25 protein-coding genes are annotated in these 21743 nt (G+C 66.0%); 15 read left to right on the top strand and 10 right to left on the bottom strand.

Translation table 11 applies throughout. The annotated features are described in order from the left end of the window. The first annotated feature begins 92 nt into the window (after nucleotides 1–92). The 5 genes from BM167_RS11910 to BM167_RS11890 all read left to right on the top strand — a co-directional run bounded on the left by BM167_RS11910 (nucleotide 93) and on the right by BM167_RS11890 (nucleotide 4091). Complete coding sequence (locus BM167_RS11910; RefSeq protein WP_342708172.1) at nucleotides 93–644, top strand: deoxyuridine 5'-triphosphate nucleotidohydrolase; 552 nt, start codon at nucleotides 93–95, stop codon at nucleotides 642–644. A gap of 83 nt (nucleotides 645–727) precedes the next feature. Continuing rightward, the gene (locus tag BM167_RS11905; RefSeq protein ID WP_092893092.1) at nucleotides 728–1753 is read left to right on the top strand and encodes a PAS domain S-box protein; all 1026 of its coding nucleotides are present in this window, start codon (nucleotides 728–730) and stop codon (nucleotides 1751–1753) included. A 137-nt stretch (nucleotides 1754–1890) separates the two neighbouring features. After that, nucleotides 1891–3120 carry a proteasome-activating nucleotidase Pan2 gene (gene pan2, locus BM167_RS11900; RefSeq protein WP_092892720.1) on the top strand — a complete coding sequence of 410 codons (1230 nt, stop codon included), beginning with the start codon at nucleotides 1891–1893 and terminating at the stop codon, nucleotides 3118–3120. A 55-nt stretch (nucleotides 3121–3175) separates the two neighbouring features. Continuing rightward, nucleotides 3176–3646, top strand: a complete 471-nt coding sequence (locus BM167_RS11895) for a pyruvoyl-dependent arginine decarboxylase (RefSeq protein ID WP_092892718.1) — start codon at nucleotides 3176–3178, stop codon at nucleotides 3644–3646. A gap of 64 nt (nucleotides 3647–3710) precedes the next feature. Further along, the gene (locus tag BM167_RS11890) at nucleotides 3711–4091 is read left to right on the top strand and encodes a DUF5811 family protein (RefSeq protein ID WP_092892716.1); all 381 of its coding nucleotides are present in this window, start codon (nucleotides 3711–3713) and stop codon (nucleotides 4089–4091) included. A 79-nt stretch (nucleotides 4092–4170) separates the two neighbouring features. Here BM167_RS11890 and BM167_RS11885 read toward each other — a convergent pair whose 3' ends face one another. The 3 genes from BM167_RS11885 to infB form a co-directional block, all read right to left on the bottom strand. Beyond that, nucleotides 4171–4401, bottom strand: coding sequence for a DUF8015 family protein (locus BM167_RS11885; protein WP_092892714.1), 231 nt, complete (start codon nucleotides 4399–4401; stop codon nucleotides 4171–4173). 145 nt (nucleotides 4402–4546) lie between these two features. Beyond that, nucleotides 4547–4720 (bottom strand): DUF7987 family protein, encoded by a 174-nt coding sequence (locus tag BM167_RS18525; RefSeq protein ID WP_177213346.1) that lies wholly within the window; start codon nucleotides 4718–4720, stop codon nucleotides 4547–4549. A 50-nt stretch (nucleotides 4721–4770) separates the two neighbouring features. Then, nucleotides 4771–6591: a translation initiation factor IF-2 gene (gene infB, locus BM167_RS11880; protein WP_092892712.1), complete on the bottom strand. Its 1821-nt coding sequence runs from the start codon at nucleotides 6589–6591 to the stop codon at nucleotides 4771–4773. A gap of 230 nt (nucleotides 6592–6821) precedes the next feature. Between infB and BM167_RS11875 the strand changes: the two genes are divergently transcribed. Then, on the top strand, nucleotides 6822–7067 hold the full coding sequence (locus tag BM167_RS11875; protein ID WP_092892710.1) for a PRC-barrel domain-containing protein: 246 nt from the start codon (nucleotides 6822–6824) through the stop codon (nucleotides 7065–7067). Nucleotides 7068–7076: 9 nt separating this feature from the next. After that, entirely contained in the window at nucleotides 7077–7535 is a 459-nt protein-coding gene (locus tag BM167_RS11870; RefSeq protein ID WP_092892708.1) for an NOB1 family endonuclease, read from the top strand. Between the two features lie 84 nt (nucleotides 7536–7619). On the opposite strand, the gene BM167_RS11865 is transcribed toward BM167_RS11870, so the two are convergent. The 3 genes from BM167_RS11865 to BM167_RS11855 form a co-directional block, all read right to left on the bottom strand. Further along, nucleotides 7620–8525, bottom strand: a complete 906-nt coding sequence (locus tag BM167_RS11865; RefSeq protein ID WP_092892706.1) for a hypothetical protein — start codon at nucleotides 8523–8525, stop codon at nucleotides 7620–7622. 103 nt (nucleotides 8526–8628) lie between these two features. Then, on the bottom strand, nucleotides 8629–9375 hold the full coding sequence (locus BM167_RS11860) for a CPBP family intramembrane glutamic endopeptidase (RefSeq protein ID WP_092892704.1): 747 nt from the start codon (nucleotides 9373–9375) through the stop codon (nucleotides 8629–8631). A gap of 52 nt (nucleotides 9376–9427) precedes the next feature. After that, nucleotides 9428–10720, bottom strand: coding sequence for a hypothetical protein (locus BM167_RS11855; protein WP_092892702.1), 1293 nt, complete (start codon nucleotides 10718–10720; stop codon nucleotides 9428–9430). A gap of 128 nt (nucleotides 10721–10848) precedes the next feature. Between BM167_RS11855 and BM167_RS11850 the strand changes: the two genes are divergently transcribed. The 3 genes from BM167_RS11850 (at nucleotide 10849) to BM167_RS11840 (ending at nucleotide 12317) form a co-directional block, all read left to right on the top strand. Continuing rightward, the gene (locus tag BM167_RS11850) at nucleotides 10849–11382 is read left to right on the top strand and encodes a DUF8056 family protein (protein ID WP_092892700.1); all 534 of its coding nucleotides are present in this window, start codon (nucleotides 10849–10851) and stop codon (nucleotides 11380–11382) included. A gap of 93 nt (nucleotides 11383–11475) precedes the next feature. Continuing rightward, the gene (locus BM167_RS11845) at nucleotides 11476–11952 is read left to right on the top strand and encodes a DUF5812 family protein (protein WP_092893091.1); all 477 of its coding nucleotides are present in this window, start codon (nucleotides 11476–11478) and stop codon (nucleotides 11950–11952) included. Between the two features lie 68 nt (nucleotides 11953–12020). Beyond that, a complete protein-coding gene (locus BM167_RS11840) occupies nucleotides 12021–12317 on the top strand; it encodes a hypothetical protein (RefSeq protein WP_092892698.1) in 297 nt (98 codons plus the stop codon). Between the two features lie 8 nt (nucleotides 12318–12325). Here the strand turns inward: BM167_RS11840 and BM167_RS11835 are convergent, their stop codons facing one another. After that, nucleotides 12326–12679, bottom strand: coding sequence for a DUF7968 family protein (locus tag BM167_RS11835; RefSeq protein WP_092892696.1), 354 nt, complete (start codon nucleotides 12677–12679; stop codon nucleotides 12326–12328). A gap of 118 nt (nucleotides 12680–12797) precedes the next feature. Between BM167_RS11835 and secF the strand changes: the two genes are divergently transcribed. The 3 genes from secF to BM167_RS11820 all read left to right on the top strand — a co-directional run bounded on the left by secF (nucleotide 12798) and on the right by BM167_RS11820 (nucleotide 15775). Continuing rightward, nucleotides 12798–13682: a protein translocase subunit SecF gene (secF, locus tag BM167_RS11830; protein ID WP_092892694.1), complete on the top strand. Its 885-nt coding sequence runs from the start codon at nucleotides 12798–12800 to the stop codon at nucleotides 13680–13682. Next, nucleotides 13682–15259, top strand: a complete 1578-nt coding sequence (locus BM167_RS11825) for a preprotein translocase subunit SecD (protein ID WP_092892692.1) — start codon at nucleotides 13682–13684, stop codon at nucleotides 15257–15259. Before secF ends, BM167_RS11825 begins: the two co-directional genes overlap by 1 nt. Before the next feature lie 261 nt (nucleotides 15260–15520). Next, the gene (locus BM167_RS11820; protein WP_092892690.1) at nucleotides 15521–15775 is read left to right on the top strand and encodes a DUF7511 domain-containing protein; all 255 of its coding nucleotides are present in this window, start codon (nucleotides 15521–15523) and stop codon (nucleotides 15773–15775) included. A gap of 60 nt (nucleotides 15776–15835) precedes the next feature. Here BM167_RS11820 and rnhB read toward each other — a convergent pair whose 3' ends face one another. Next, nucleotides 15836–16531, bottom strand: a complete 696-nt coding sequence (rnhB, locus tag BM167_RS11815; protein WP_092892688.1) for a ribonuclease HII — start codon at nucleotides 16529–16531, stop codon at nucleotides 15836–15838. Between the two features lie 211 nt (nucleotides 16532–16742). On the opposite strand from rnhB, the gene BM167_RS11810 reads away from it, so the two are divergent. Next, nucleotides 16743–17684: a UbiA family prenyltransferase gene (locus BM167_RS11810; RefSeq protein WP_092892686.1), complete on the top strand. Its 942-nt coding sequence runs from the start codon at nucleotides 16743–16745 to the stop codon at nucleotides 17682–17684. Nucleotides 17685–17769: 85 nt separating this feature from the next. After that, on the top strand, nucleotides 17770–19476 hold the full coding sequence (locus BM167_RS11805; RefSeq protein ID WP_092892684.1) for a histidine kinase N-terminal 7TM domain-containing protein: 1707 nt from the start codon (nucleotides 17770–17772) through the stop codon (nucleotides 19474–19476). A 282-nt stretch (nucleotides 19477–19758) separates the two neighbouring features. Here BM167_RS11805 and BM167_RS11800 read toward each other — a convergent pair whose 3' ends face one another. Both BM167_RS11800 and BM167_RS11795 read right to left on the bottom strand, forming a co-directional pair. Next, nucleotides 19759–21042, bottom strand: a complete 1284-nt coding sequence (locus BM167_RS11800) for a tRNA pseudouridine(54/55) synthase Pus10 (protein WP_092892682.1) — start codon at nucleotides 21040–21042, stop codon at nucleotides 19759–19761. Nucleotides 21043–21131: 89 nt separating this feature from the next. Next, the gene (locus BM167_RS11795) at nucleotides 21132–21452 is read right to left on the bottom strand and encodes a hypothetical protein (RefSeq protein ID WP_092893090.1); all 321 of its coding nucleotides are present in this window, start codon (nucleotides 21450–21452) and stop codon (nucleotides 21132–21134) included. Nucleotides 21453–21743 lie beyond the last annotated feature (291 nt).

The following is a 21743-nucleotide window of genomic DNA, read 5'->3' as shown; positions in this document are numbered from 1 at the left end:
CGATTATAAATCCCGCGTGTTTGAGGATAGAGGTATGTCACTTAACCACATTAATACTATATCCACGATAATCATGAACAACGCCTCAGTCTATCGATTTCCTCTGTTCTATCGACGGTCACCGGACCGCGGCGGAACAACGACAGCGCTTTTTCGCTCGGCGCGACTCTCTCGGTATGTTTCGCTCCGGAGGATTCGTCGCAGAACACATCGACCCTCTCGACGCCTCGCAGGTACAACCGAACGGGGTGGATCTGACCGCCGCCGCCGTCCTCGAACAGGTCGAACCGGGGAGAATCGGGACGGAGGGAAAACAGATCGGAGAACGACGCGAACTCGACGTCGACGAGGAGGGCGTCTACCGCCTCTCGCCCGGCGGGTACGTTCTCCAGTACGCCGAAACCATCCACATTCCGGAGGGACACGTCGGCTTTCTCTACCCCCGTTCGTCGCTGATGCGTAACTCCTGTATGCTCGATACCGCCGTCTGGGACGCCGGATACCAGGGGAAGGGGGAGGGCCTGTTGGAGGTCCACCACGAGATAGCGCTCGAACCGCGCGCGCGCGTCGCGCAGTTGGTCCTCGCGGAGGCGGACCACGAGGAGACGTACGACGGGTCGTATCAGGGCGAACGTGTCGATTGAACAAACAAAAACGCTAACAGGTGCCGGTCGAACGCTCTGTAAATGACCGAACGCTCTCTCGAACGGGGGCGTTCACCGCACTCATGACTGACCCCGAACGCTATCGGCTGACCTTCTTCGAGACGCCGAACCCGACGGTCATCACCGACGAGAACCTCCAAATCGTCGACGTCAACCGGGCCTGCGTGGAGTTTACGGGCTACTCGCGCGAGGAACTTCTCGGGTCGCCGCCGTCGTTTCTGGTGAACGACTCGGAGACGTACCGAGAGATTACGCGGGCGTTGGCCGACAGGCGCGCGTGGGAGGGGGAAGTCGAGGCGGTGACGAAGTCGGGCGACCGAGCGTTCGGGTACGGCGCGACGTTTCCCATCGTCGCCGACGGCGAACTGCGCGGGTACGGCGGCATCTTCGTGGACCTGAGCGACCGACGACGGTACACTCGAACGATACAGGTGTTGAATCGCCTCCTCCGACACAACATCCGCAACGACGTCAACGTCGTCGCGGGCGTTCTCGAGACGATTCGACCGGCGCTGGAACGACCCGAACGTGACCTCCTCGACCGGGCGATGCGGCGCGTCGATCGACTCCTCGACCGGGCGGAGACGGCCCGCGAACTGAACGCCCTCCTCGCGAAGGAGGACGCCGAAGACGCCGCGCTCTCGCCCGTTCGCCTCGACGAGGTCGCGCGGATGACCGTTCGGAGCCTCCCCCCAACCGACGCGGACGTGACGCTCGAACTCCCCGACGACCCGGTGTACGTCCTCGCCGACGGGGCGGTCCAACGGGCCGTCGCCGCTCTCGTCGAGAACGGTATCGAACACGCCGACACGCCCCGTCCGTGGGTCGGCGTCAGCATCGAACGGACGGCCGACCGGGTCTTTCTGACCGTCGAGGACGACGGACCCGGCATCGACGCCGACCGGGCGGACCTACTGTTCGGTCGCAGAGAGGAGACGCCGTTGCAACACGGCCAGGGCCTCAGCCTCTTTTTCGTCGACCGGTTGATGGACCTCTACGGCGGGGCGGTGGAGTACCGCCCCCGCGACCCGACGGGGAGCGTCTTCGAGTTGGAGTTCCGCCGGGTCGCCGACGGCGCGGACGCCTGAGTCCCGCACGGCGCGTTGCGCGCCCCGAGAGTTGTAGATTCCCCGCTCTCCGGCCCTTTCGCGCGCGAAACGGAAGTCGCGAACGATTCGGGATACCCAAAGGCACATTTACGCGCGACTCGTAGGGCGTACAACTGATGTCCAGAAGCCCCTCTCTCCCTGACCGCCCCCGTCTGGACCTCGACCCAGAGATGTCCGAGGCCGAACGCCTGTCGGCTATCCGGCAGCACTTCGAGCGCCTCGTCGCGGTGAACGACGAACTGGACGACCGCCTTTCGGAGGCGCTCGACCGCCGCGAAGAGCTCAAAGGCGAAGTCGACCAGTTGAAAGACCGAAACGAGGCGCTGAAGACCTCGTCGCTGTACGTCGCCACGGTCGAGGAAGTGACGGACGACGGCGTCGTCATCAAACAGCACGGCAACAACCAGGAGGTACTCACCGACGCCTCCCCGCATCTCGACACCGAAATCGAGAACGGCGACCGAGTGGCCATCAACGACTCGTTCGCCATCCAGACGCTCCTCGACGACGAGACGGACTCGCGCGCGCAAGCGATGGAAGTCGACGCCTCTCCGGAGGTCCGGTACGAGGATATCGGCGGCATCGACGAGCAGGTTCGGGAGGTCCGCGAGGCGGTCGAAGACCCCCTCACGAACCCCGAGATGTTCGCGGAAGTCGGCGTCGACCCGCCGTCGGGCGTCCTCCTCTACGGTCCGCCGGGCACCGGCAAGACGATGCTGGCGAAGGCCGTCGCAAACGAGACGGACGCGACGTTCATCAAGATGGCCGGGTCGGAACTCGTCCGGAAGTTCATCGGCGAGGGCTCTCGTCTCGTCCGCGACCTGTTCGAACTGGCCGCGGACCGCGAACCCGCAGTCATCTTCATCGACGAGATAGACGCCGTCGCATCCAAGCGGACGGACTCGAAGACGTCCGGCGACGCCGAGGTTCAGCGGACGATGATGCAACTGCTCTCGGAGATGGACGGCTTCGACGACAGAGGCGAGATTCGCATCATGGCCGCGACGAACCGCTTCGACATGCTCGACGAGGCCATCCTCCGCCCCGGCCGGTTCGACCGCCTCATCGAGGTTCCCAAGCCCGCACCCGAGGGCCGCCAGAAGATTCTGGAGATTCACACCCGCGACATGAACGTCGCGGACGACGTGGACTTCGCCGACTTCGCCGAGCAACTCGACGACTACTCCGGCGCGGACATCGCCTCTCTGGCCACCGAGGCCGGGATGTTCGCCATCCGAGACGAACGCACCGAAGTCACTCGCGCGGACTTCGACGCCGCCTTCGAGAAACTCGAATCCACGGACGAGAAGACGGTACTGCCCGGTCACACGGACTACCAGTACTGACGCTCGACGCCGCGCTTTCGTAACGCCTTATTCCCCGCGTCGCCGTTCTTCGACGATGAGCACCATCTACGTGGTCCGCGGCGTGGGCACTGCCCCCACCGAGATGGCGTCTTACGACGCCGCCTTGGCCGCGGCGAACGTGCACAACTACAACCTCGTCTCCGTCTCCTCTATCGTCCCCGCGGGAGCGACAGTCGAGGAAGTCGACACCGCGCCGAATCTCGGCCCGGCCGGGAACCGCCTGACCGTCGTCGAAGCGCGGGAGACGACGGCCGAGGCGGGCACCGTCGCCGCCGGACTCGGGTGGGCGACCGGACCGGGGCCGGGCCTGTTCTACGAGGCGTCGGGCGAGGACCCCGAAGCCGTCCGACGGGCGGTCGAAGCGGGGTTGGCGGCGGGGCGCGGACTCCGCGAGTGGGAGTTCGACGACGAACGCGCCGTCGTCACGACCGCGGAGGCCGACGGCGAGGGGTACACGACGGCCGTCACCCTCGCGGCCTACGGCGAGAGCGAGCCGATACTGTGAGAACGTTTCGCACCGTTCGACGGCTTTATCAGCGTACTACGCTTATGAAGAGTGACTTATCCTCATGAACGGAAACAACCCCTACGCGGGTTCCCCCGGCGTCGTCGATGCGGGCCACCCGAACCAAGAGGACCTCTCGACGGAACAGGTCCGGACGCTGCGCGAGGCCGTCGCGGGAATCGTCTCTCGCACGCAGTCGTACCTTCCGGAGGGATACGCTATCGGATCGGAACTCTCCAACGGAGCGAACGGTCCGGAGGCGACGGTGGCCGTCCGCCCGCCCGTCGGCCGACCGGTCAGCGCCGGGTTCGCGCCCGACGGGAACGACCTGGAGTCGGGACTCACAGACGACGACCGAGACGAAGTCGCTCGCGGACTCGCGGCCTCCGCGGCGTTTCAGGTCATGAGCGCCGTCGGCGACGAACTCACTCCGACCGCTCGGTAACCGAACCCGACCCTCCTCGCGGAACGTGCCGCTTTTCGCCGCAGTCTTCGAGACGATAGTCCGATAGCCGCGGGGACGGTCACCGACTCGACCGGCCGGGCGTCGGCGGTTCGACGAACAGACCGTACGCGAGCAACGCCGCAGACGGCAGACCGCCGACGCCCGCACCGACCGCAACCGGCGCGGACGTGAGCACGGCACCGACGACGCCGAGTAGCAAGGGAAGCGGAAGCAACAACAGGAGGGCGTCGTACCACGTCCCGAACGTCGGTCGGATGGCGTCTCCGGTCGGTGTCTGTCTCGTGCTCATCGTCGCTCACCTCCGTGGTAACGTACGAGCGTATCCGTAGTAAACATTACTCCGAACTGCGATAGCCCATCGTCCGAACGTCGGTATAACTTATGAGTGTCCGGAAGCCGCCGACGGGCGTTCCTGTAACCGACCATTCGACCCGTCAGTCGTCCCCGTCGAGTCCGTCGACGATAGCCAACGGAAAGAGGACGCCGACGACGATGACGACGGCGAGTAACAACCACGTGTTCCACCAAGCGAACTGCGTGCCCACGGCCACGAGGAGCAACGCCAACACTCCGAACCCGAGGATTATCTTGTTCTCGCGAGAGACCATGCGCTCTCGTTCGCGCGGAACTCACAAAAACGGGGCCGTCCGTTAGGCCGTCACTTCCCCCAGAAGGGGTCGCGTTGACGCTGTTTGTCGAGGTAGCCCGTAAGCGCCTCCAGTTCGTCCGCCGGGATGTCGTCGGACAGTTCCTGTTCGAGAATCTTCGCGTGTTTCTCGGGGAGTTCGACCCACAGTTCGTCGCCCTCCTCTATCTGGCGGCCCACCGTCGGGCCGTCGATGGCGACGGAGACGCGCTTGCCCGCGCGGGCCTTCGAGACGTCTTCTCCCTGTTCTTGGATGCCGGAGAGTTGCCCGACCCGGTTCGGTTCGTTCCCGTCCCACTTTGCGATGTTCGTGTTGTTCTTCAGGGTGCCCGAGAGCACTTCGACGCCGACGACGGCGGGACTCGACTGCCGGAAGACGTGGTCTTCGAGGATGCGGAACCGGCAGGGCCGGATTATCTTGTCCAGAACCGTCTCCTGTTGGGCGCGCTTGCGTTCCTCGACGAACTCCTCGTACTCCTCTATGAGTTGGTAGATGACGTCGTCGTCGAACAGGCGCACGTCGCTCTGTTCGAGTTCCTCCTTCGCGTTCGGGAGGACGTCGACGTTGAAGCCGAGGATGACTTTGTTCTCGTCCTCTCGGGCCGTCGAGGCGACGGCCACGTCCCGCGGCGCGATATCGCCGACTTCCGCGCGGAGGACGGGCACCTCCGCCTCTTTGAGGGCGTTTGCCATCGCTTCGAGACTGCCGAGGGTGTCCGCCTTCACGACGACGCCCTCCTCTTCGGTATCGACCTCTATCTCCGCGAGTTCGGCTTCGACTTCGGCGATAACCTCGTCTAAGTTCCGGTCGCGGACGACGCGAATCGGCGCGCCCGCCATCGCGAGTTCGAGATCGGGGGCGGCGATTTTGATACCGGAGGCGGCGGTGACGGATTCGACCTTGTCGAAGCGTTTCTCCGTCCGTATCTCGGCGTTCGGGCGCGGTTGCAAGAGTGCGCGCACGTCGGTCACGATGGGGCCGTCCATCCCGCCGACGACGATGGTGTCGTCCTCGCTCACGGTGCCGTCGTACAGCACCACGTCGAGTGTCGTCCCGAACCCGCGTTCGTCTTTGACTTCGAGTACCGTCCCCGCGCCGGGCCCGGAGACGTCTATCTCCATCTGCTCTTTCATGTACCGCTGGGAGAGACCCATGAGCACCGCGAGCAGGTCGGGAATCCCCTCGCTCGTGATGGCCGAGATGGGGACGACGCCGACGTTCTTCTGGAAGTTCTGGACGCGCCAGTAGAGGTCAGCGGAAAAGCCCTCGTCCGAGAGGTTGCCGATTATCTCGTAGAGGTTCGAGTCGAGTCGCTGGCTGGCGTTCTGCGACTGCGCATCGTACGTCTTCTGGATGGGCGACCCCTCCTGTGGGTTCCATCCGGGCGTCGTGTCTATCTTGTTGGCGGCGACGACGAACGGCGTCCCCGTCCGCCGGAGGATGTCGAGCGCCTCTATCGTCTGCGGTTGGAAGCCGTCGTTTACGTCGACGACGACGATGGCGATGTCCGCGAGTGCGCCGCCGCGAGAGCGAAGCGTCGTAAAGGAGTGGTGTCCCGGCGTGTCGATGAAAAGCAGTCCCGGCAGGTCGAAGTCGTCTGGGTCCACGAGACTGCCCGCCATCTCGGACACCGTCTCTAAGGGGACGGCGGTAGCGCCGATGTGTTGGGTGATAGCGCCGGCTTCGCCCTCGCTGACGGCGGAGCCGCGTATCTTGTCGAGCAAGGTGGTTTTCCCGTGGTCGACGTGCCCGAGAACGGCGACGATGGGGGTGCGTAACGTGTTCGGTTCTGTGGCTGAGTTCGCGTCGGCGTCGGAGTCTGTGTCAGACATGAAGAATCACCCCGGAGAAGTTCTCTTGTCCGTAACCTGTTCGGGATTGCAGTTAAGTCCATCGTCACGTCCGGAGCGCCGCTCTCCCGCGAGCGGCGTCTTCGGCGGCTACGGCCCCGGATAGTACGGTCCGGCCGTCTCGGTCGTCCGACGCGGCGGTTCCGAAACCGGTCGGTCGCTCGTCGGACGGCCCCGTGGCGTTTATGTGGGCCCACACGGTACCCACCTGCATGGCCGACATACTCGCCGAAAACCTCTCGGGGAAGGCCGTCATGGGTTCGGACGGAACCGAACTCGGGCAGTTGTACAACATCACCATGGACCTGAAGACCGGGGCGCTTCACGACCTTCTCGTCTCCCCGCACGAGGAGGTTCGCTCGGGACAGTTCGCCTTCGAACAGGACGACCGAGGCCGATTCCGTGTCCCCGTCACCCGCGTTCAGGCGGTCAAGGACTACATCGTCATCCAACGCTAATCGACGCCGATGCACATCCTCGATTCTTCTGCGTTCATAAACGAGTACCACACCTCAGAACAGACGGCCTCTATCCCCATGGTCAACGACGAACTCGAAGGGGAGGCGTCGTTCCGCTTCGACGCCATGGAGGGCTCCGGGATGCACATCCACATCCCCGCCTCGGGCACCGTCGAGAAAGTCCGCCGCGCGGCGGGCGAGACGGGCGACAGAGAGACGCTCTCCGACACCGACATCCGCCTTCTGGCGGCCGCGTTCGAACTCGACGGCGTCCTCGTGACCGACGACTACGCGATGCAGAACGTCGCCGAGAAACTCAACGTGCAGGTCGACGTCATCGCACAGGACGGCATCACGGAGCAACGTGACTGGAAGTACCAGTGTCAGGGCTGCGGCCGCGAGTTCGACGAACACAAAGACCGCTGTCCCATCTGCGGGATGGACCTCGCGCGAAAGAACCCGGCGTAGCGCCGCCGTTTTCCCGGGGCCTCTCGCGCGGCGGAAGCGGGTTCGACCCCCGTCCGAACGTGTGAACCGACTGCCGCGACCGTCTCAGTCGCGGTACGTCTCCAACGCCCAGTCGTACTGTGCGGGGAACTCAACCGGTTCGACCGAGAACGCCTCTCGAACGGCCTCGGGGCCGTCTCTCCGTTCGACCTCCGCGAGGAGGGCGCATCCCACGCGGTAGGGTAACCGCGACCCTCCGAAGAGGCGAGACGCCAGTTCGTCGGGGGACACCGATTCGCGACGGAGCGTTTCGCGGAACGAATCGTACTCGCGCACGAGGCCGCGGAGTCGGTCGCGGTCCGAGAGCACGGCGTAATCTTCGCAGACGGGGTGGTCCGTCTCGCCGAGGGCTCCGTCCGACCGGCGGAGTTCGAGGGGAGCGTACGTCGCGAACGCTTCCGTGTGAAACACGGTGTTCCAGACCGCTCGTCGGTTCTCGGACTGTAACGGGTCGGGACCGAATCTGTCGAGCGAGCGGTGCGCCCGTTCGTAGAGGACGTGTGAACTCTCGTGGACGCAGACGTAGAGCAGTTGTCGAGGCTCCCGGAGGAACAGCGGTTCGTTCAGGTTGACGTACGCACCGTTCCGGACGCCGATTCCCGTCTCGTACCCGACGCCGAGATAGACCGTCACGTCCGACGTGTCCGCGTTCGGGACGATTCGCTCGAGTCGCCGTTCGATTTCGTCGGTCCACTCTCTTTCTTTGGACCGAACCCGGTCGAGAAGTCGAGCGATTCGCCTCCGGTTCTCAGAGAGACCCTCCAGTTCCGGAAACGGGTTCCGCTCGCCGTCGACCGTCTCTGCAACGTCTTCGCGTCTCACCGTCCGCCCGAGGACGGCCGCGTGTTCTCTGACGACGTCGTAGCCGGGGTGACTCCACACCCGCGAGAGCGGTTCGTCGCCGTCGACGTACGAGAGAAATCGCTCCGCGAGGGACCAGTCTATCTGCACGTGACCCACCTCGCGTCGCTCGGTCTAATCAGTTTGGCTCGGAGACGCCCGGAGTCACCGCCCGCGTCCGGCGCACGCCGACGAGGGCCGAGAGCGGACTCCGTCAGAGCAGACCCGTCGCCGCCACGTACGCGTAGACGAACTGGGTGGTGTTGAACAGGCCGTGGACCGCGGCGGGGACGACGAGGTTCTCCGTCTTCTCGTACAACGCGCCGAGTGTCGCCCCGAGGAGGAGGATGACGCCGAGGGTGACGAACCGGCCGCTTCCCGAGTAGGAACTCCAGTGGATGACCGCGAAGATGGCGCTCGCGGCGGCGATGGCGACGGCGGGGCCGTAGGCGCGGCGGAACGTCCCCTGTGCGACGCCGCGGAAGACGAGTTCCTCCGCCGGTCCGACGAGTAAGACGGTAACGGGCACGAGGTAGAGGTAGTACAGCGGTTCGTCTTGTCCCTGCGCGATGAGGTTGCTGTCCGCACCCTCGATGCCGAGAGCCTCCATCCCTAATACCGTCGCGAGGTAGAGGCCGACGAGTCCGAGCAATCCGCCGACCACCCACGCCGCGTCGCGGGCCGTCGGCGCGCGGACGGACACCAACTCGCGTTGGTCCGTCACGACGAGATACCCCACCGCTCCGACGCCCAGTCCGACGAACTGCGCCGCACTCGTCAGTGCCCGGCCGAGTGCGCTGTCGGGCGCGACGCCGAACGCCTCGATGACGGGTCGTCCGAGAGCGACGAAGATGGCGGCCACGAGGAAGGCGAGAGCGACGACGAAGACGGCGCCGCCGAACGCCCGGAGATGCGTCCGCACGTCGCTCGACGACGAGGAAGACTGAGGATCGGTAGCCATGGCGGATACGGCAGTCGGTAGGCCGCCGCGCCGGATAGAATCTCCGGTTCGCCTACTCGACGACGAGCGTCGTCTTCTCCGCGACGGCGTCCGCCTCCTCGAAGTCGCCGCCGCCGAGCAGTCCGCGGGCGGCGCGCTTGCCCCACTCGACCGCGGGTTGGGTGAACGTCGAGACGTCCGCGAGTTCGCCGTAGAGGACGCAGGCGGCCTCCATCCCGTAGAGCAGCTCGCCCAGTCCGCGCTCGTCGACTCGGTCTATCTCCACGCGGACGTTCGGGACGCCCGCGGCGGCGAGACTCGCCTCCGTCGCCTCGAACTCCGCGCTCAACAGTTCGCCGAGCGACGACCCGCCGAGATACGAGAGCCCCTCCAACTCCGTCTCGGGAATCGCTCTGTCCTCGCGTTCGCGCGGGCGGACGAGCGTCACGAGTTTGTCCCGCGGCCCGGCGCGGTAGAGTTGGAGTTGCGAGTGTTGGTCCGTCGCGCCGAGGGCGCGGGCGGGCGTCTGACCGACGCCGTCCTTTCCGAGGCTCTCTGCCCACAGTTGCGCGAACCACTCGGCGAAGTACTCCAACGACTCCGCGTAGGGCATCATCGCGTTCGTCAGTGCGCCGCGTTGCGCGAGGGCGTACGTCGTCGCCCCGTAGGCGTACGCCGGCGATTCGAAGAGCGACCCCGAGAGTCGGTCCGCTTCGTCCGCCGCCCCCGCCAGTAAGGCGTCCAAGTCGTGGCCCTGAATCGCCGCCACGGCCATCCCCACCGTCGAGAGCGCGGAGAACCGGCCGGGGACGCCGTCGGGCACGTCCAACGCGGGCAGGTCGTGTTTCTCCGCGAGGCTTCGCAGGTTGCCCTCTCGGCCCGTCGTGACGAACGTCCGGTCGGTCCAATCGACGCCCGCGTCGTCCATCGCCTCGCGGACCACGAGGAAGTTCGAGAGCGTCTCGGCCGTCGTCCCGGACCGCGAGACGACGTTCACGACGGTGTCCGAAAGCGAGAGCGATTCGACGAGCGCGGAGACGCGTTCGGGGTCGACGTTGTCCAGATAGTACGCGTCCGGGTCGCTCTCGTCCGCCAGCGCCTCGGTCAACGTCGCCGCGCCGAGGGCGCTTCCGCCGATGCCGACCGTGACGACGGCCTCGGGGTCACCGAACGGTTCGACGGCGGCCCGAATCTCGTCGGCATCCGCCGTCTCGGGCAGGTTCAGCGCCGCGTAGCCGTGTTCGGCGTCAGCGCGGCCGGACTCGATGCGTTCGTGCGCCGCGGCCACCGACTCGTCCATCCGTTCGAGCGCGTCACGCGAGACGCCGGGCGTCCCGTCGAGGACGTTCCCGATATCGACGTACATACCACAACAGGCGACGGCGGCGGGCAAAAAGATGGGCTTCGACGGCGGACGCTGACTCCGGTCGGCGCGGTCCGAAGACGCGGACGCGGACCGGTTCGCTTAATCGGGGCCGAACCCTATCGCCACTAATGGCGGACGGCTACAACGGCGTCTTCGGCGCGTTCCCCTACGCGTTCCGGTCGAGTCGGTCGCTTCTCTTCAAGTCGTACGTGCTCGTGAGTGCCGCGGCCGTCTCGCTCGTCTCGCTTCTCGTGGTGATAGGCGTCGTCGTGCTCGTCGGCAACACCGCCGCCGTCCAAGGCGGGTCGCTGACGCTCTCGCGGGCGTTCTACATCGTCGTCGGACTGCTCGTCGTCCTCCCCGCAATCGCCCCGACACTCGTCGTCGCGCGACGGCACCGACGTGATATCGAGTCGAGAGACGGGTACGAGACGGCACTCGCAGTCGCGGGCTTTCTGTTCTTGCTCTCTCTGTACCTCGGTCTCGTGGCGTCGATGCCCGAGACGTTCGTCCTCGACGGCGAGACGGTCACGCGCCCCGCGCCCGCGGGCGTTTTCGCGCCCGTCGTCGCCGCTCTCTACGCGATTCCGCCGGCGTTCTCGTGGGTCGTCCCACTCGCCGGTGCCCTCCTCGTGGGGGCCGTCCACCGCATCCTCGGGTGACGGTGAACGCCCCCGGCGCCGGACAAACGCTCGGGGGCGCGGCGTCCGCCGATGACGAAACCCGGAAGGGTGCGCGCGCCGTACCTCTCGGCGATGACCGACGAAGAACGGGTCGAAGGCACGTTTCTCGTGACCGCCGCGGACGAGGATTCGGCAGTCCTGAAAGACGTCGATACGGGGCAGGTCCACACGCTCTCGTCGAACCCCGGCGTCGAACGCCACGACGCCGTCTCCGGCGTCGTCTCCCCGGACCCGCCGATGAACGTCTCCTACCAACTCGTGGAGATGCGAAGTCGCACACCGCTCTCTCTGGAAGTCAGCGACGAGTCGCCGACGACGCACGCCCGAGACATCGCCGCCGACCAACCGGTGGGCGAACTGACGCGCGAAGAACGGGCGGGGACGGGCGAACTGCACGTCATCACTGTCCCCGAGGAGACGACGGCGGAAGCCGTCTCCGACGTCGCGGACGACGAGGAGGAGACGCTCTCTCGCGCCGCGCGTCTGGGCGTCAACCGCGTGGAGATTCGCTCCGAACCGGGCGTCGTCGTCGTGCGATATATGCCCTGAACGCCGGATTCGACGGCGGACGAGGCTGACCGAGAAACGGTTATCCGACCGACGAGAGACCCATCGGCATGGAGCGACAGCGAATCGTCGCGTTCGTCTACGCCGTCACGGGCCTGTACTTCGCGGCCCGGGGCACGTCAGACCTCCTCGCGTCGGGCGTCTCCGTTTGGCCGGTTCTCTCGGCGGCGTGCGGACTGCTGATGCTCGTCGCTCTCGCGCGAAGCGTCGCGCGCGGCGACATCGACGACGAGTTCGACGCGATTGTCGAGAACGACGCCCTGTTTTGGTCTCTCGTCGCCGCGGGCGTCCTCTACGCCGCTCTCGTACTCTTCGACGTGTTCGGATCCGTCCCCGTGCTCTCCTGACGCCGCCGTCAACGCTCGCCGTCGCGCGCCGTCCCCGTCGTCGCGCCCGGCCCGCCTTCGCTCTGTACCTGCCATCCGCCCGCTATCTCGTCGGGTTCGGTGTCGCGGGGCGCGTACGCTATCTCCGTCTCCGGTCCCATCTTCGACGGCCCGTCCACGGACTCGATTCGGAGGGGCACGTCCAAGGAGTCGCCGCAACAGCCCGTATCGACGAACTCCTCGAACTCGTCGCCGACGCTCGGGTTCTCCACGACGCGGCGGAGGTACGACCTGAAACGGTCGGTCTCCAGTTGGTCGCGCCCCCACGCGCTGAGTTCGTCCGGATACGAGACGACGACTTTGCTGGCGGTTTCGGGACTCATGCGAACGGATACGGGCTCGACGCGGAAGTCTCTCGCGCTCGTATTCGCGGGGACGAGGCCCTCCGCGGGTCGCCAACGTATAAGAAGGCTTATTCGGCGGCCATTACCAACGCCTTCCATGGTCGAGTTCACTGTACCGGAGGTAGATTACACCCGGTACACGAATCGCCAACTCGCGGCGGTCCCACTCGCGGTTCTCGTGGTCGCTCTCCTCGTTATCGCGGGCTGGTACGTCGCGACCGGTGCACCGGTGAACCAAGGCATAGAGTTCACCGGCGGCACCGAGATACAGGTCGCGGTCGATGCACCGCCGGCGCAAGCCGAAGAACAGATACAGCAGGCGTTCTCCGTCGAACCCGAGTCCATCCGCTCGGTTCCGACCGAGAGCACCTACATCGTGACGTTCCAGTCCGACGACGGGTCGTCGGTCAACCCATCGATGCTCGAACAGCAAGCCGAAGACGCGGGCTTCGAAATCCGCGCCATCTCCTCGGTTTCGCCGAGTTTCGGCGGCGACACGCAGACGCTCGCTCTCGGCGGCGTGGTGGCGGCGTTCCTCGGGATGAGCCTCCTCGTGTTCGCGATGTTCCGGACGTTCGTCCCCTCTATCGCCGTGGTCATCTCGGCGTTCTCGGACATCGTCATCCCGCTTGCGATGATGAACGTCCTCGGAATCGAACTCTCCTTGGGGACGGTCGCCGCACTCTTGATGCTCATCGGGTACTCCGTCGACTCGGACATCCTGTTGAACAACCACGTTCTCCGGCGGTCGGGTGACTTCTACGAGTCCACCTACCGCGCGATGCGGACGGGTGTGACGATGACGCTCACCTCCATCGCGGCGATGATAGTGATGACCGTGACTGCCACTATCTTCGGCATCCAACTGCTCGCGGCCATCGGGACGGTTCTCGTCTTCGGACTGGCCGTCGACCTGATGAACACCTACATGTTGAATCTGAGCCTCCTTCGCTGGTACAAGTACGAGGGGGTGGCCCGCTGATGGCCTCGATCCGCGACAACTGGCGCATCGTCCTGCTCGTGGTGTTCGTGCTCATCTCGACGTTCGCGCTGTTCTCGCCGACGCTCGCGCCGGACGACGGCGGCGGTTCTGACGGCGCCGTGGCCGGCGAGGGCGGGATGACGAACCTCCAGTACGGCCTGCAACTCTCCGGCGGGACGCGCGTGCGCGCGCCCCTCGTCGGAATCACCGCAGAGGAGGTGCAGTTCGGCAGCGACCAACCGCGGGCGGTCGAACGGAACGTCGCCTCCGGCCTGTCGAACGCGACACCGTCGGACGTCATCGCGCGACCGACCGGCGAGAACGTCGGTACGGTCGAGGTGACCGTCGAGAACACCTCCCAGACCGAACTCGAAGCCGCACTCGGCGACGCGGGTTACGGATACGGAACCGTCCGCGACGGCGTCACCGAGACGACGCGAGGGGACGCCGTCTCCGTCCTCGAAAACAAGATCAACGAGGCCGGTCTCTCGGGCGGTACCGTCCAACAGGTGCGGACGGCGACGGGCGAGCATTTCATCCTCATCGAAGTGCCGAACCGCGACCGCTCGGAAGTCCTCGACCTCGTGAGCGAACGCGGGACGGTCACCATCCAAGCGTACTACGCCGCCGAGAACGGAAGCGGGTACGAATCGCGCGAGATTCTCCAACAGGACGACTTCCAGAGCATCGGGACCGCCTCCGAGAGTCAGACCTCCGGGGGAGCGTTCGTCCCGGTGACCGTCAAAGAGTCCGCGGCCGGCGGGTTCCAACAGGCGACGGTCGAGACGGGCATCTCCCAACCCGGCGGCACGACCTGTACGTACAGGGAGAACCCGAACGGCACCGAACCGTGTCTGCTCCTCGTCGTCAACGGCGAAGTCGTCAACGCGTTCGGGATGAGTCCCGGCCTCGCACAGGGGATGCGTTCGGGCGAGTGGGCGAACGCGCCGGAGTTCCAACTCCAGACGCGAAACCTCTCTGAGGCCCAAGACGTCGCCATCAACCTCCGCGCCGGCGCGCTTCCGGCGAAACTCGACCTCACGGGTCCGGACGGAGGGACCTCGTCGTACGTCTCACCGAGTCAGGGCGCTGACTTCAAGTCGAACTCGCTTCTGACCGGCCTCGTCGCCGTCTTCGCCGTCGCGGGCGTGGTGTTCCTCCGCTACAAGAAGGCTCGCGTCGCCGCGCCGATGATCGTCACGGCGCTTTCGGAGGTGGTCATCCTCCTCGGATTCGCCGCCGGTATCGGCTATCCGCTCGACCTGTCTGTCATCGCCGGCTTCATCGCTGTCATCGGGACGGGGGTGGACGACCTGATAATCATCGCCGACGAGGTGATGGCCGAGGGCCAGATAGACTCTCGGCGCGTCTTCCAGTCGCGATTCAAGAAGGCGTTCTGGGTCATCGGTGCCGCCGCCGCGACGACGATAATCGCCATGTCACCGCTCGCGGTGTTGTCGCTCGGTGACCTCCAGGGCTTTGCCATCTTCACCATCCTCGGCGTCCTCGTCGGCGTCTTGGTGACGCGCCCGGCGTACGGCGACATCCTGCGCGCTCTCACGACGAAGGACCGCTGAGACCCCCGACTTTCGGGCCTGTTACACCTGCCGGTTACATATCGATTCGTGTCCAGATTCGACGGACCGTCACGCCCGTTTTCGACGCTTCTCTCCGTGTTTCGAGCTATCTCCGTCCGTTTCGTCCGGCCAGGGGGGCGTTCCCGAAATCGTGGAATCGGCCGCCACATAAATAGGTCCTCGACGGGATACTATCGACCGCACCGCGAGACGACCAAAGCCGCCCCTCGTCGGTTCCGCACGGGGGCCAAAGATACAACGATGGATACAAATCGGCATCTCACGGCTGACATCATCGACGCGACGAACGACGCCGCGTTCGCGGCACCGGCCCGTCCCGACTCTCGAATCGGGGGCCCGGTGTCGCCGCCAGACTACGAAGCCACCGTCGTCTCGTACGACGACGAACCCGACGAGTGCACAATCTACCCCGCGGACGCCACCGAAGACGAGTTGGTGACGACGTGGATATCCGCGAAGTCGGGTTCGTACGTCTCTCTCGCCGACGCGCGCTGATTCGGGCCCCCGTTCGACTGCCCGTCGGGGCTCCGGTTCGGGCTGGGATGGGCGTCTCGGTCAGAACTGGTCGAGTGACGACTGCGCCGCCGCCGCGAGAACGTCGTCGCACGTCGACCACGAGGCGCGCGCGCACTCGGGGAGTTCGCCCGTCCGGTCGACGTACTCGCGGAGGAACTCGCGCGTCGTCCCGTCGCTCGGATATCCGCTTCCGACGGGTCCGTACTCCGCGTACTCCGCGTCGATAGCATCGACGCGCGCGTCGCGTTCCACCTTCGCGACGATGCTCGCCGCGCCGACGAGTGCGTACGACTCGTCGCCGCCGTGTTCGGCGTGGACGCGCACCTCGACGCCGTCGGTGCCGACGCTCGACGCCACGCGACGTCCGAACCGCGCTTCGTTCACGTCGCCCGCGTCCGCGACGACGGCGTCGCCGTCTCGCGCCGCGGCGGCGACCGCCTCCGCCTGTGCGGCGACGGTCAGAGAGTTCATGTCCGTCTCCGGGTCGTCGATTCGAGACGGCGAGACGACGGCGACGCCGACGGTCACCGCCCCGTCCTCGCGGAGGAACGCGGCGATTTCCGCCCGTCTCTCGGGGGCGATACGCTTCGAATCGTCGACGTCGTCGGGGAGAGCGTCGGGTTCTGCGCGCACCGCGGCGGCGACCATCGGCCCCAGAACAGGTCCCTTCCCCGCCTCGTCGCATCCCACGCGGAACGTCTCCTCGTCGCGTTCTCCGCCGTGACCCTCTCTCATGTACGGCGCAGGACGCGGCGAGGACTAATCGGTTGCGGTGTACCGCGTCTCGGTCTGCACTCAGACGCCGCTAAACGCCCCTCGTGACGGGATAAACTCGTAGTTAACGCCCTATATGAGACTCATTCTTAATTCAGTCTAGAATGAACTATCAGATATCGATACAGACGGTGACCCGGTCCGGTCGCCGTCTCTGTCGAGAACCTAACCGATGGTACACGATACCCAGAATCTGTCGAACGATTCCGACAGAACCGTCTCGACGTACAGCAGACTGAACGCGTGGGCGAGAAGCGTCGGCGAACGGGGGCGAAACACGCTCGTCTACAGTTCGGCGTACCTCGCTCTCATCGCGGTGGCGGAGGTGGCCATCGCGATGGTCATCCTGTCGATTCCGCCGAACGCCGCACCGGTCGTCGTCGGCCTCGTCACCTTCGCCGTCTACGTGAACGACCGCCTCGCCGACGCCGACACCGACGCGGTGTCGAATCCGAAGCAAGCGGCGTTCGCCCGCCGCCACCGCGACGTTCTCTATCTGCTCGCGTCCCTCGGATACGGCCTCGCCGTCGCGCTTTCGATGCTCGGTGGTCCGGTCGCACTCACGATTACCGTCCTCCCCGGGGCCTTTTGGGTCCTCTACGCCTCCGATTGGGTGCCGGACGTCGGCCTCCGATTCCAGCGTCTCAAAGAGATTCTCGTCGTCAACTCCGCCGTCGTCGCGTTCGCGTGGGCGGTGACGGTGACGTTCCTCCCTTTGGCCTTCGCGGACGCGGCGTTGACGCCGACCGCGGGCGTCGTCTTCGCGTACTTCTTTCTCGCGACGTTCGTCAACACCGAGATTCCGAACGTACGCGACGTCGAGGGTGACCAGGCGATCGGCGTCTCGACGCTTCCCGTCGTCTTCGGCGTTCGACGGACGCGTCACGCCCTGTACGGGGTGAACCTTCTGGCGGCGGCCCTCATCGGATACGCGGCGGTCGCAGGACTCGTCTCCGCCGCGGCGACGGTCGCCCTCCTCGCGGGTCTCGGCTACTCGGTGGGCGTCACGTCGTTCGTCGGCCGGGTCGAAGACCAGACGCGACTCGTGTTGGCCGCCGAGTACGGATTCCTCGTCGTCGCTCTCGTCTTGGCCCTCTCTTCCGCGGTTCTCTGAAACTCCCGACTGCGCCGTTCGTTCTCTTTTATCGTACTTTCACCGGTCAGTTAATATGCGATGCCGCACATTCTGACCAGTATCGGTGCTCTCAGTCACACTCCTTCCGCCGGTGTTGCTGGTGACAGTCGCCGTCGGGACGACGGCGGCGTTTCTCGCCTGGCGTGAACGCCCGGAACCGGGCGTCGTCCCTCTGGTGGCGATGCTGGCGGGCCAGTGTTGGTGGTCTGCGTGTCTGATATTCCAAGTGCAGGCGACGACGCTCGAATCGAAGGTGTTCTGGGTGAACCTCTCGTGGATCGGCGTCGTCGTCATCCCCGTCGCGTGGTTGCTGTTCGCCCTGCAGTACACGGGACGCGACCAGTACGTCCGCCCGCGGTACGTGGCGCTTCTCTCTTTGATTCCGGTCGCCACCGTCGTCATCGCGCTGACGAGTCAGTCCCACGACCTGTTGTACACGGAGTCGACGCTCGTCCTCCAGAACGGAAATCTACGGCTCGTTCAGGGCGTCGGTTCGTGGTTCTGGGTCATCACGGGGTACACCTATCTGCTCGGTCTGTTCGGGTCGGTTCCGCTGTTGGGCCTCGTCCGGAGCGACTCGCTCCCGTTCCGCGGCCAGAGCATCGCCCTCCTCGTCGGCACCTTGGCGCCGTGGGCGAGCAACGCCCTGTTTCTCGTCGGCATCGTCCCCCTCAAGGGGCTCGACCCGACGCCTATCTCGTTCGCCGTCTCCGGCGTCGCCTACCTCGGCGCTCTCACGCGGTTTCGGCTCCTCGGGACGAACCCCTCTCCGAACCGGCGGGCGCGCCGCCTCGTGTTTCAACGGATGCAGGAAGCCGCCATCGTGGTCGATAGCCACGACTACGTCGTGGACGTAAACGAGAGCGCCGCCGAAACGCTCGGCGTGACGCCGCGCGAGATTCTCGGGTCGCCGGCGCAGACGTTCGTACCGGGGTACGACGACCTCCCGGAGGACGGGTCGGCGTCGAGTCAGATCACCCTCGACGGGACGAACAGGGAGTCGCGGTACGACGCCACGGTGACTCAGATCAACGACTTCCGCGGTCGGGTCATCGGCCGGGTCATCACGCTCCACGACATCAGCGAACACATCCGACAACAGCAGCGTCTCGAAGTGCTGAACCGGGTCCTCAGACACAACATCCGCACGGAGACGAACCTCATCGCCGGGTACGCGGACCTCATGGAGGGAGACGACAACGACCCCCGCGCCACGACGGTCAAAGAACACGCGGCCAACATCGCCGAGATGGGCGAGAAGGCGCGGGAGATTTCGAACATCTTCGAACGGGGGCGCGAACCGACCGAGGGGACGTTGCTGTCGGCTCTCCTCCGCGAGAGCGTAGCGGCCGTCAGGGAGGCGCACCCCGACGCCGTTATCGAGTGTGAGCCGATTCCCGAAGGCGTCTACGTCGCCACCGTCCTCGACCCCGTCTTCTCGAATCTCGTCGAGAACGCCGCCGAACACAACCCCGGCGACCACCCGCACGTCCGGGTCACGGTCGAGACGAACGACGATTGGGTTCGCGTCGCAGTCGCGGACGACGGCCCCGGAATCGACGAGTACGAGCGTTCGGTGTTAGAACGGGGCGCGGAGTCCCCGTTGATGCACGGGAGCGGACTCGGTCTCTGGTTGGTCACGTGGGCGACCGGTATCGCGGGCGGACGGGTGTCGTTCGAGACGAACGACCCCACGGGGTCGGTGGTCTCCGTCCGCGTGCCCAGACTCTCCCCGTCGGACCGGACCACCGGCGAGACGCCGCCCTCCTGACGCCGCCGTGGACTCCTCTCTCGACGCACCGGTTCGGAGTACGTCTCCGACACCAACCTCCCGGTTCAGTCGTCCGCGGGCGGCGCGTCGGGGTCGGTCTGATCTGTCCGAGGTTCCTCTTCGTCTCCGGTCTCCTCGCGGCGCGCGTTGTGCGCCTTCCGGACGAGCATCTCCCACTCGCCCGTCGATTCGTAGTGGTGACCACATGGTACCTCTCCTCGTGGACGAATTGCGGTCGCGGTTGCAAAAACGTTGTGCGAACGCAGGAGAGACGGCGGGGCGTTACTCGCGGAAGTAGTCGTCGTCCTCGAACGGTTCCTCGACGCCTTCGACGGCGACGACGTCGAGGGCAGTCACCTCCGCGCCGACGTCGAGCAACCCGGCCAGACTCGGTTCCGTCCGCCCCTCGTCGCCGGAGACGAGTTCCTTGATGTACAGTCCGCCCGCGCCGTGAACCTCGACGGTGGCGTGGCGCGCGTCGTCGAGTTCGCCCGTCGCCTCGTACACGTCGCGAGTACGCGTGAGATTCGCCCGTCGGTGGTCGACCCGGTGGGGCGTGTACTGCTCTATCGTCGCGCCTTCGAGTTCGTCGAGTGCGGCGTCGAGTTCCGCCTCGGTCACGTCGGCGTCGAACTCCACCGCGGCGCGGTACCGCTTGCTCGCGTCGAGTTTCTTCACGCGTTCGACCATCTCGTAGTCCGCGAGGTGGAGGCCCTCGACTTCGACTTTCCCGTCGGCGAAGGCGTTGATGTCGCCCTCCAGTCGGTCGGTATCCACGTCCCGGCGGCGCGGTTCGACTATCTCGATGACGAACGGGCGACCCGTCCCGAGCATCAACGCGTCGACGTCTTCGCGGCCCGCGCCGTGGAACTTCGCGCCCGTGCCGTCCATCACGTCGCGGACGACGGGCGCGGTGAGTCCCTCGACGCTCTCCTCGTAGAGGTAGCCCGACCCGCCGCATTTGTCGCAGGTCTGTTTGCCGACGTAGCCCGACCCGTCGCACCTGTTGCAGGGCCACTCGGTCTGGGGGATGTCGCGTTCGAGTTTCCGGTAGCGCCCGTAGACGAACGCCGAGTGAACGTCCACCTCGACGCTGTCGTCCTCGATGTCGAGGAGGAACATCACGTCCGGTCTCCCGAAGTCGACGTCCGTCTCGGTCAGCCGACCGAACCGCTTTCCGACTTCGCGGTTGAACTCCGATTTGAACAGCTCTCCGGCGTCCTCGGGGAGTCCGGCCCCCTCGCGGAGGAGAACCTCGTTCTCCTCGACGAGAGGCGGCGCGCGGGTTCCGACCTGGTAGGTGTCGAACTCCACGCCTTCGACGGCGTCGGCGCAGCGTTCGGCCCACTCGTCGAAGCGGGCGATTTCGCCTTCGCAGACCCAACAGTCGTCGGCGTCCGTCGCCTCGAACGCCTCGTCGTCGTCGAGTGCGGCGGCGACGCGGAGGCTCCGCCCTCGCTCTGCGTTCGTCAGTCCGAAACTCCGGTCGGCGAAGACGCGACCCAGACAGGAGTCGCAGACGGGGCCGCTCTCCGCCAACGCTCGGGCGTCCTCGAGGATGCTCATACCCCCTCGTGGCGCGGACTGGGTTTCTGTCTTGCCTTTTCAGAACAGTTCCGCCGCCACGCTCGGCGGCGACGCCCGCCGCCCCGGCGCTACCGCAGTCGGACGCTCTCGACGGTTTTCACGCCGAACCCGTCAGAGAGCGACGCCGACGCTCGTTCGGCGTCGTCCGGCGGCACGTCGACGAGGAGTTCCGCGTCGACGTCGACGCGCAGGTCGTTCAACGCGGGGCGGAGGCCGCAGATTTCGACCGACTCGACGGCGTCAACGCTGTCTATGGCCGCGAGACGCTCTCGGACGCCGTCGGACAGGTCGCCGTCGACGTCGCGCGTGACGAGAACCGTCAGCGACGCGCGGACGGCGGCCGGACGGTCGGGTTCGGATTCGGTCTGATCTGGCTGGTAAACTGCCATGAAGCTCCCGGCGCGAGTCGAACGCGCGTCGAAGGCGACTGCCGACACGGGAGCGGTCCGGTCGCTCCGCGGCGGCGCGGCGTGGCGACACGCGAGAAGAGCGAGGGCCGATTCCGTGCCGTGTGGGTGGAATCGGGTTCCCCGACCCCGCCCGCGCGGCGCGACGTTACGCGCCGAACGCGGACCGGACGCGGAGGACGCCGGATACGGTGACTCTCCCTGCACCGAGTACACCGGCGTAGCCGACGACCGGGCACCGAGAGTCGTCGCTGGATGCGGACGCCGCGCGGG

This window comes from Halopelagius inordinatus, assembly GCF_900113245.1.
Taxonomy (GTDB): Archaea; Halobacteriota; Halobacteria; order Halobacteriales; family Haloferacaceae; genus Halopelagius; species Halopelagius inordinatus.
The sequence above is the reverse complement of the archived record's forward strand: the minus strand, read 5'-3'. Positions and strand labels throughout refer to the sequence as shown.

What these genes read in the sequence shown, in the direction of transcription:
- pan2 (WP_092892720.1), top strand. Translation starts at nt 1,891, where the DNA reads ATGTCCAGAAGCCCCTCTCTCCCTGACCGCCCCCGTCTGGACCTCGAC.
- BM167_RS11885 (WP_092892714.1), bottom strand. Translation starts at nt 4,401, where the DNA reads ATGAGCACGAGACAGACACCGACCGGAGACGCCATCCGACCGACGTTC.
- BM167_RS11870 (WP_092892708.1), top strand. Translation starts at nt 7,077, where the DNA reads ATGCACATCCTCGATTCTTCTGCGTTCATAAACGAGTACCACACCTCA.
- BM167_RS11835 (WP_092892696.1), bottom strand. Translation starts at nt 12,679, where the DNA reads ATGAGTCCCGAAACCGCCAGCAAAGTCGTCGTCTCGTATCCGGACGAA.
- BM167_RS11850 (WP_092892700.1), top strand. Translation starts at nt 10,849, where the DNA reads ATGGCGGACGGCTACAACGGCGTCTTCGGCGCGTTCCCCTACGCGTTC.
- BM167_RS11845 (WP_092893091.1), top strand. Translation starts at nt 11,476, where the DNA reads ATGACCGACGAAGAACGGGTCGAAGGCACGTTTCTCGTGACCGCCGCG.
- infB (WP_092892712.1), bottom strand. Translation starts at nt 6,591, where the DNA reads ATGTCTGACACAGACTCCGACGCCGACGCGAACTCAGCCACAGAACCG.
- BM167_RS11810 (WP_092892686.1), top strand. Translation starts at nt 16,743, where the DNA reads ATGGTACACGATACCCAGAATCTGTCGAACGATTCCGACAGAACCGTC.
- BM167_RS11800 (WP_092892682.1), bottom strand. Translation starts at nt 21,042, where the DNA reads ATGAGCATCCTCGAGGACGCCCGAGCGTTGGCGGAGAGCGGCCCCGTC.
- BM167_RS11860 (WP_092892704.1), bottom strand. Translation starts at nt 9,375, where the DNA reads ATGGCTACCGATCCTCAGTCTTCCTCGTCGTCGAGCGACGTGCGGACG.
- BM167_RS11795 (WP_092893090.1), bottom strand. Translation starts at nt 21,452, where the DNA reads ATGGCAGTTTACCAGCCAGATCAGACCGAATCCGAACCCGACCGTCCG.
- BM167_RS11895 (WP_092892718.1), top strand. Translation starts at nt 3,176, where the DNA reads ATGAGCACCATCTACGTGGTCCGCGGCGTGGGCACTGCCCCCACCGAG.
- BM167_RS11840 (WP_092892698.1), top strand. Translation starts at nt 12,021, where the DNA reads ATGGAGCGACAGCGAATCGTCGCGTTCGTCTACGCCGTCACGGGCCTG.
- BM167_RS11825 (WP_092892692.1), top strand. Translation starts at nt 13,682, where the DNA reads ATGGCCTCGATCCGCGACAACTGGCGCATCGTCCTGCTCGTGGTGTTC.
- rnhB (WP_092892688.1), bottom strand. Translation starts at nt 16,531, where the DNA reads ATGAGAGAGGGTCACGGCGGAGAACGCGACGAGGAGACGTTCCGCGTG.
- BM167_RS11820 (WP_092892690.1), top strand. Translation starts at nt 15,521, where the DNA reads ATGGATACAAATCGGCATCTCACGGCTGACATCATCGACGCGACGAAC.
- secF (WP_092892694.1), top strand. Translation starts at nt 12,798, where the DNA reads ATGGTCGAGTTCACTGTACCGGAGGTAGATTACACCCGGTACACGAAT.
- BM167_RS11855 (WP_092892702.1), bottom strand. Translation starts at nt 10,720, where the DNA reads ATGTACGTCGATATCGGGAACGTCCTCGACGGGACGCCCGGCGTCTCG.
- BM167_RS11890 (WP_092892716.1), top strand. Translation starts at nt 3,711, where the DNA reads ATGAACGGAAACAACCCCTACGCGGGTTCCCCCGGCGTCGTCGATGCG.
- BM167_RS18525 (WP_177213346.1), bottom strand. Translation starts at nt 4,720, where the DNA reads ATGGTCTCTCGCGAGAACAAGATAATCCTCGGGTTCGGAGTGTTGGCG.
- BM167_RS11905 (WP_092893092.1), top strand. Translation starts at nt 728, where the DNA reads ATGACTGACCCCGAACGCTATCGGCTGACCTTCTTCGAGACGCCGAAC.
- BM167_RS11875 (WP_092892710.1), top strand. Translation starts at nt 6,822, where the DNA reads ATGGCCGACATACTCGCCGAAAACCTCTCGGGGAAGGCCGTCATGGGT.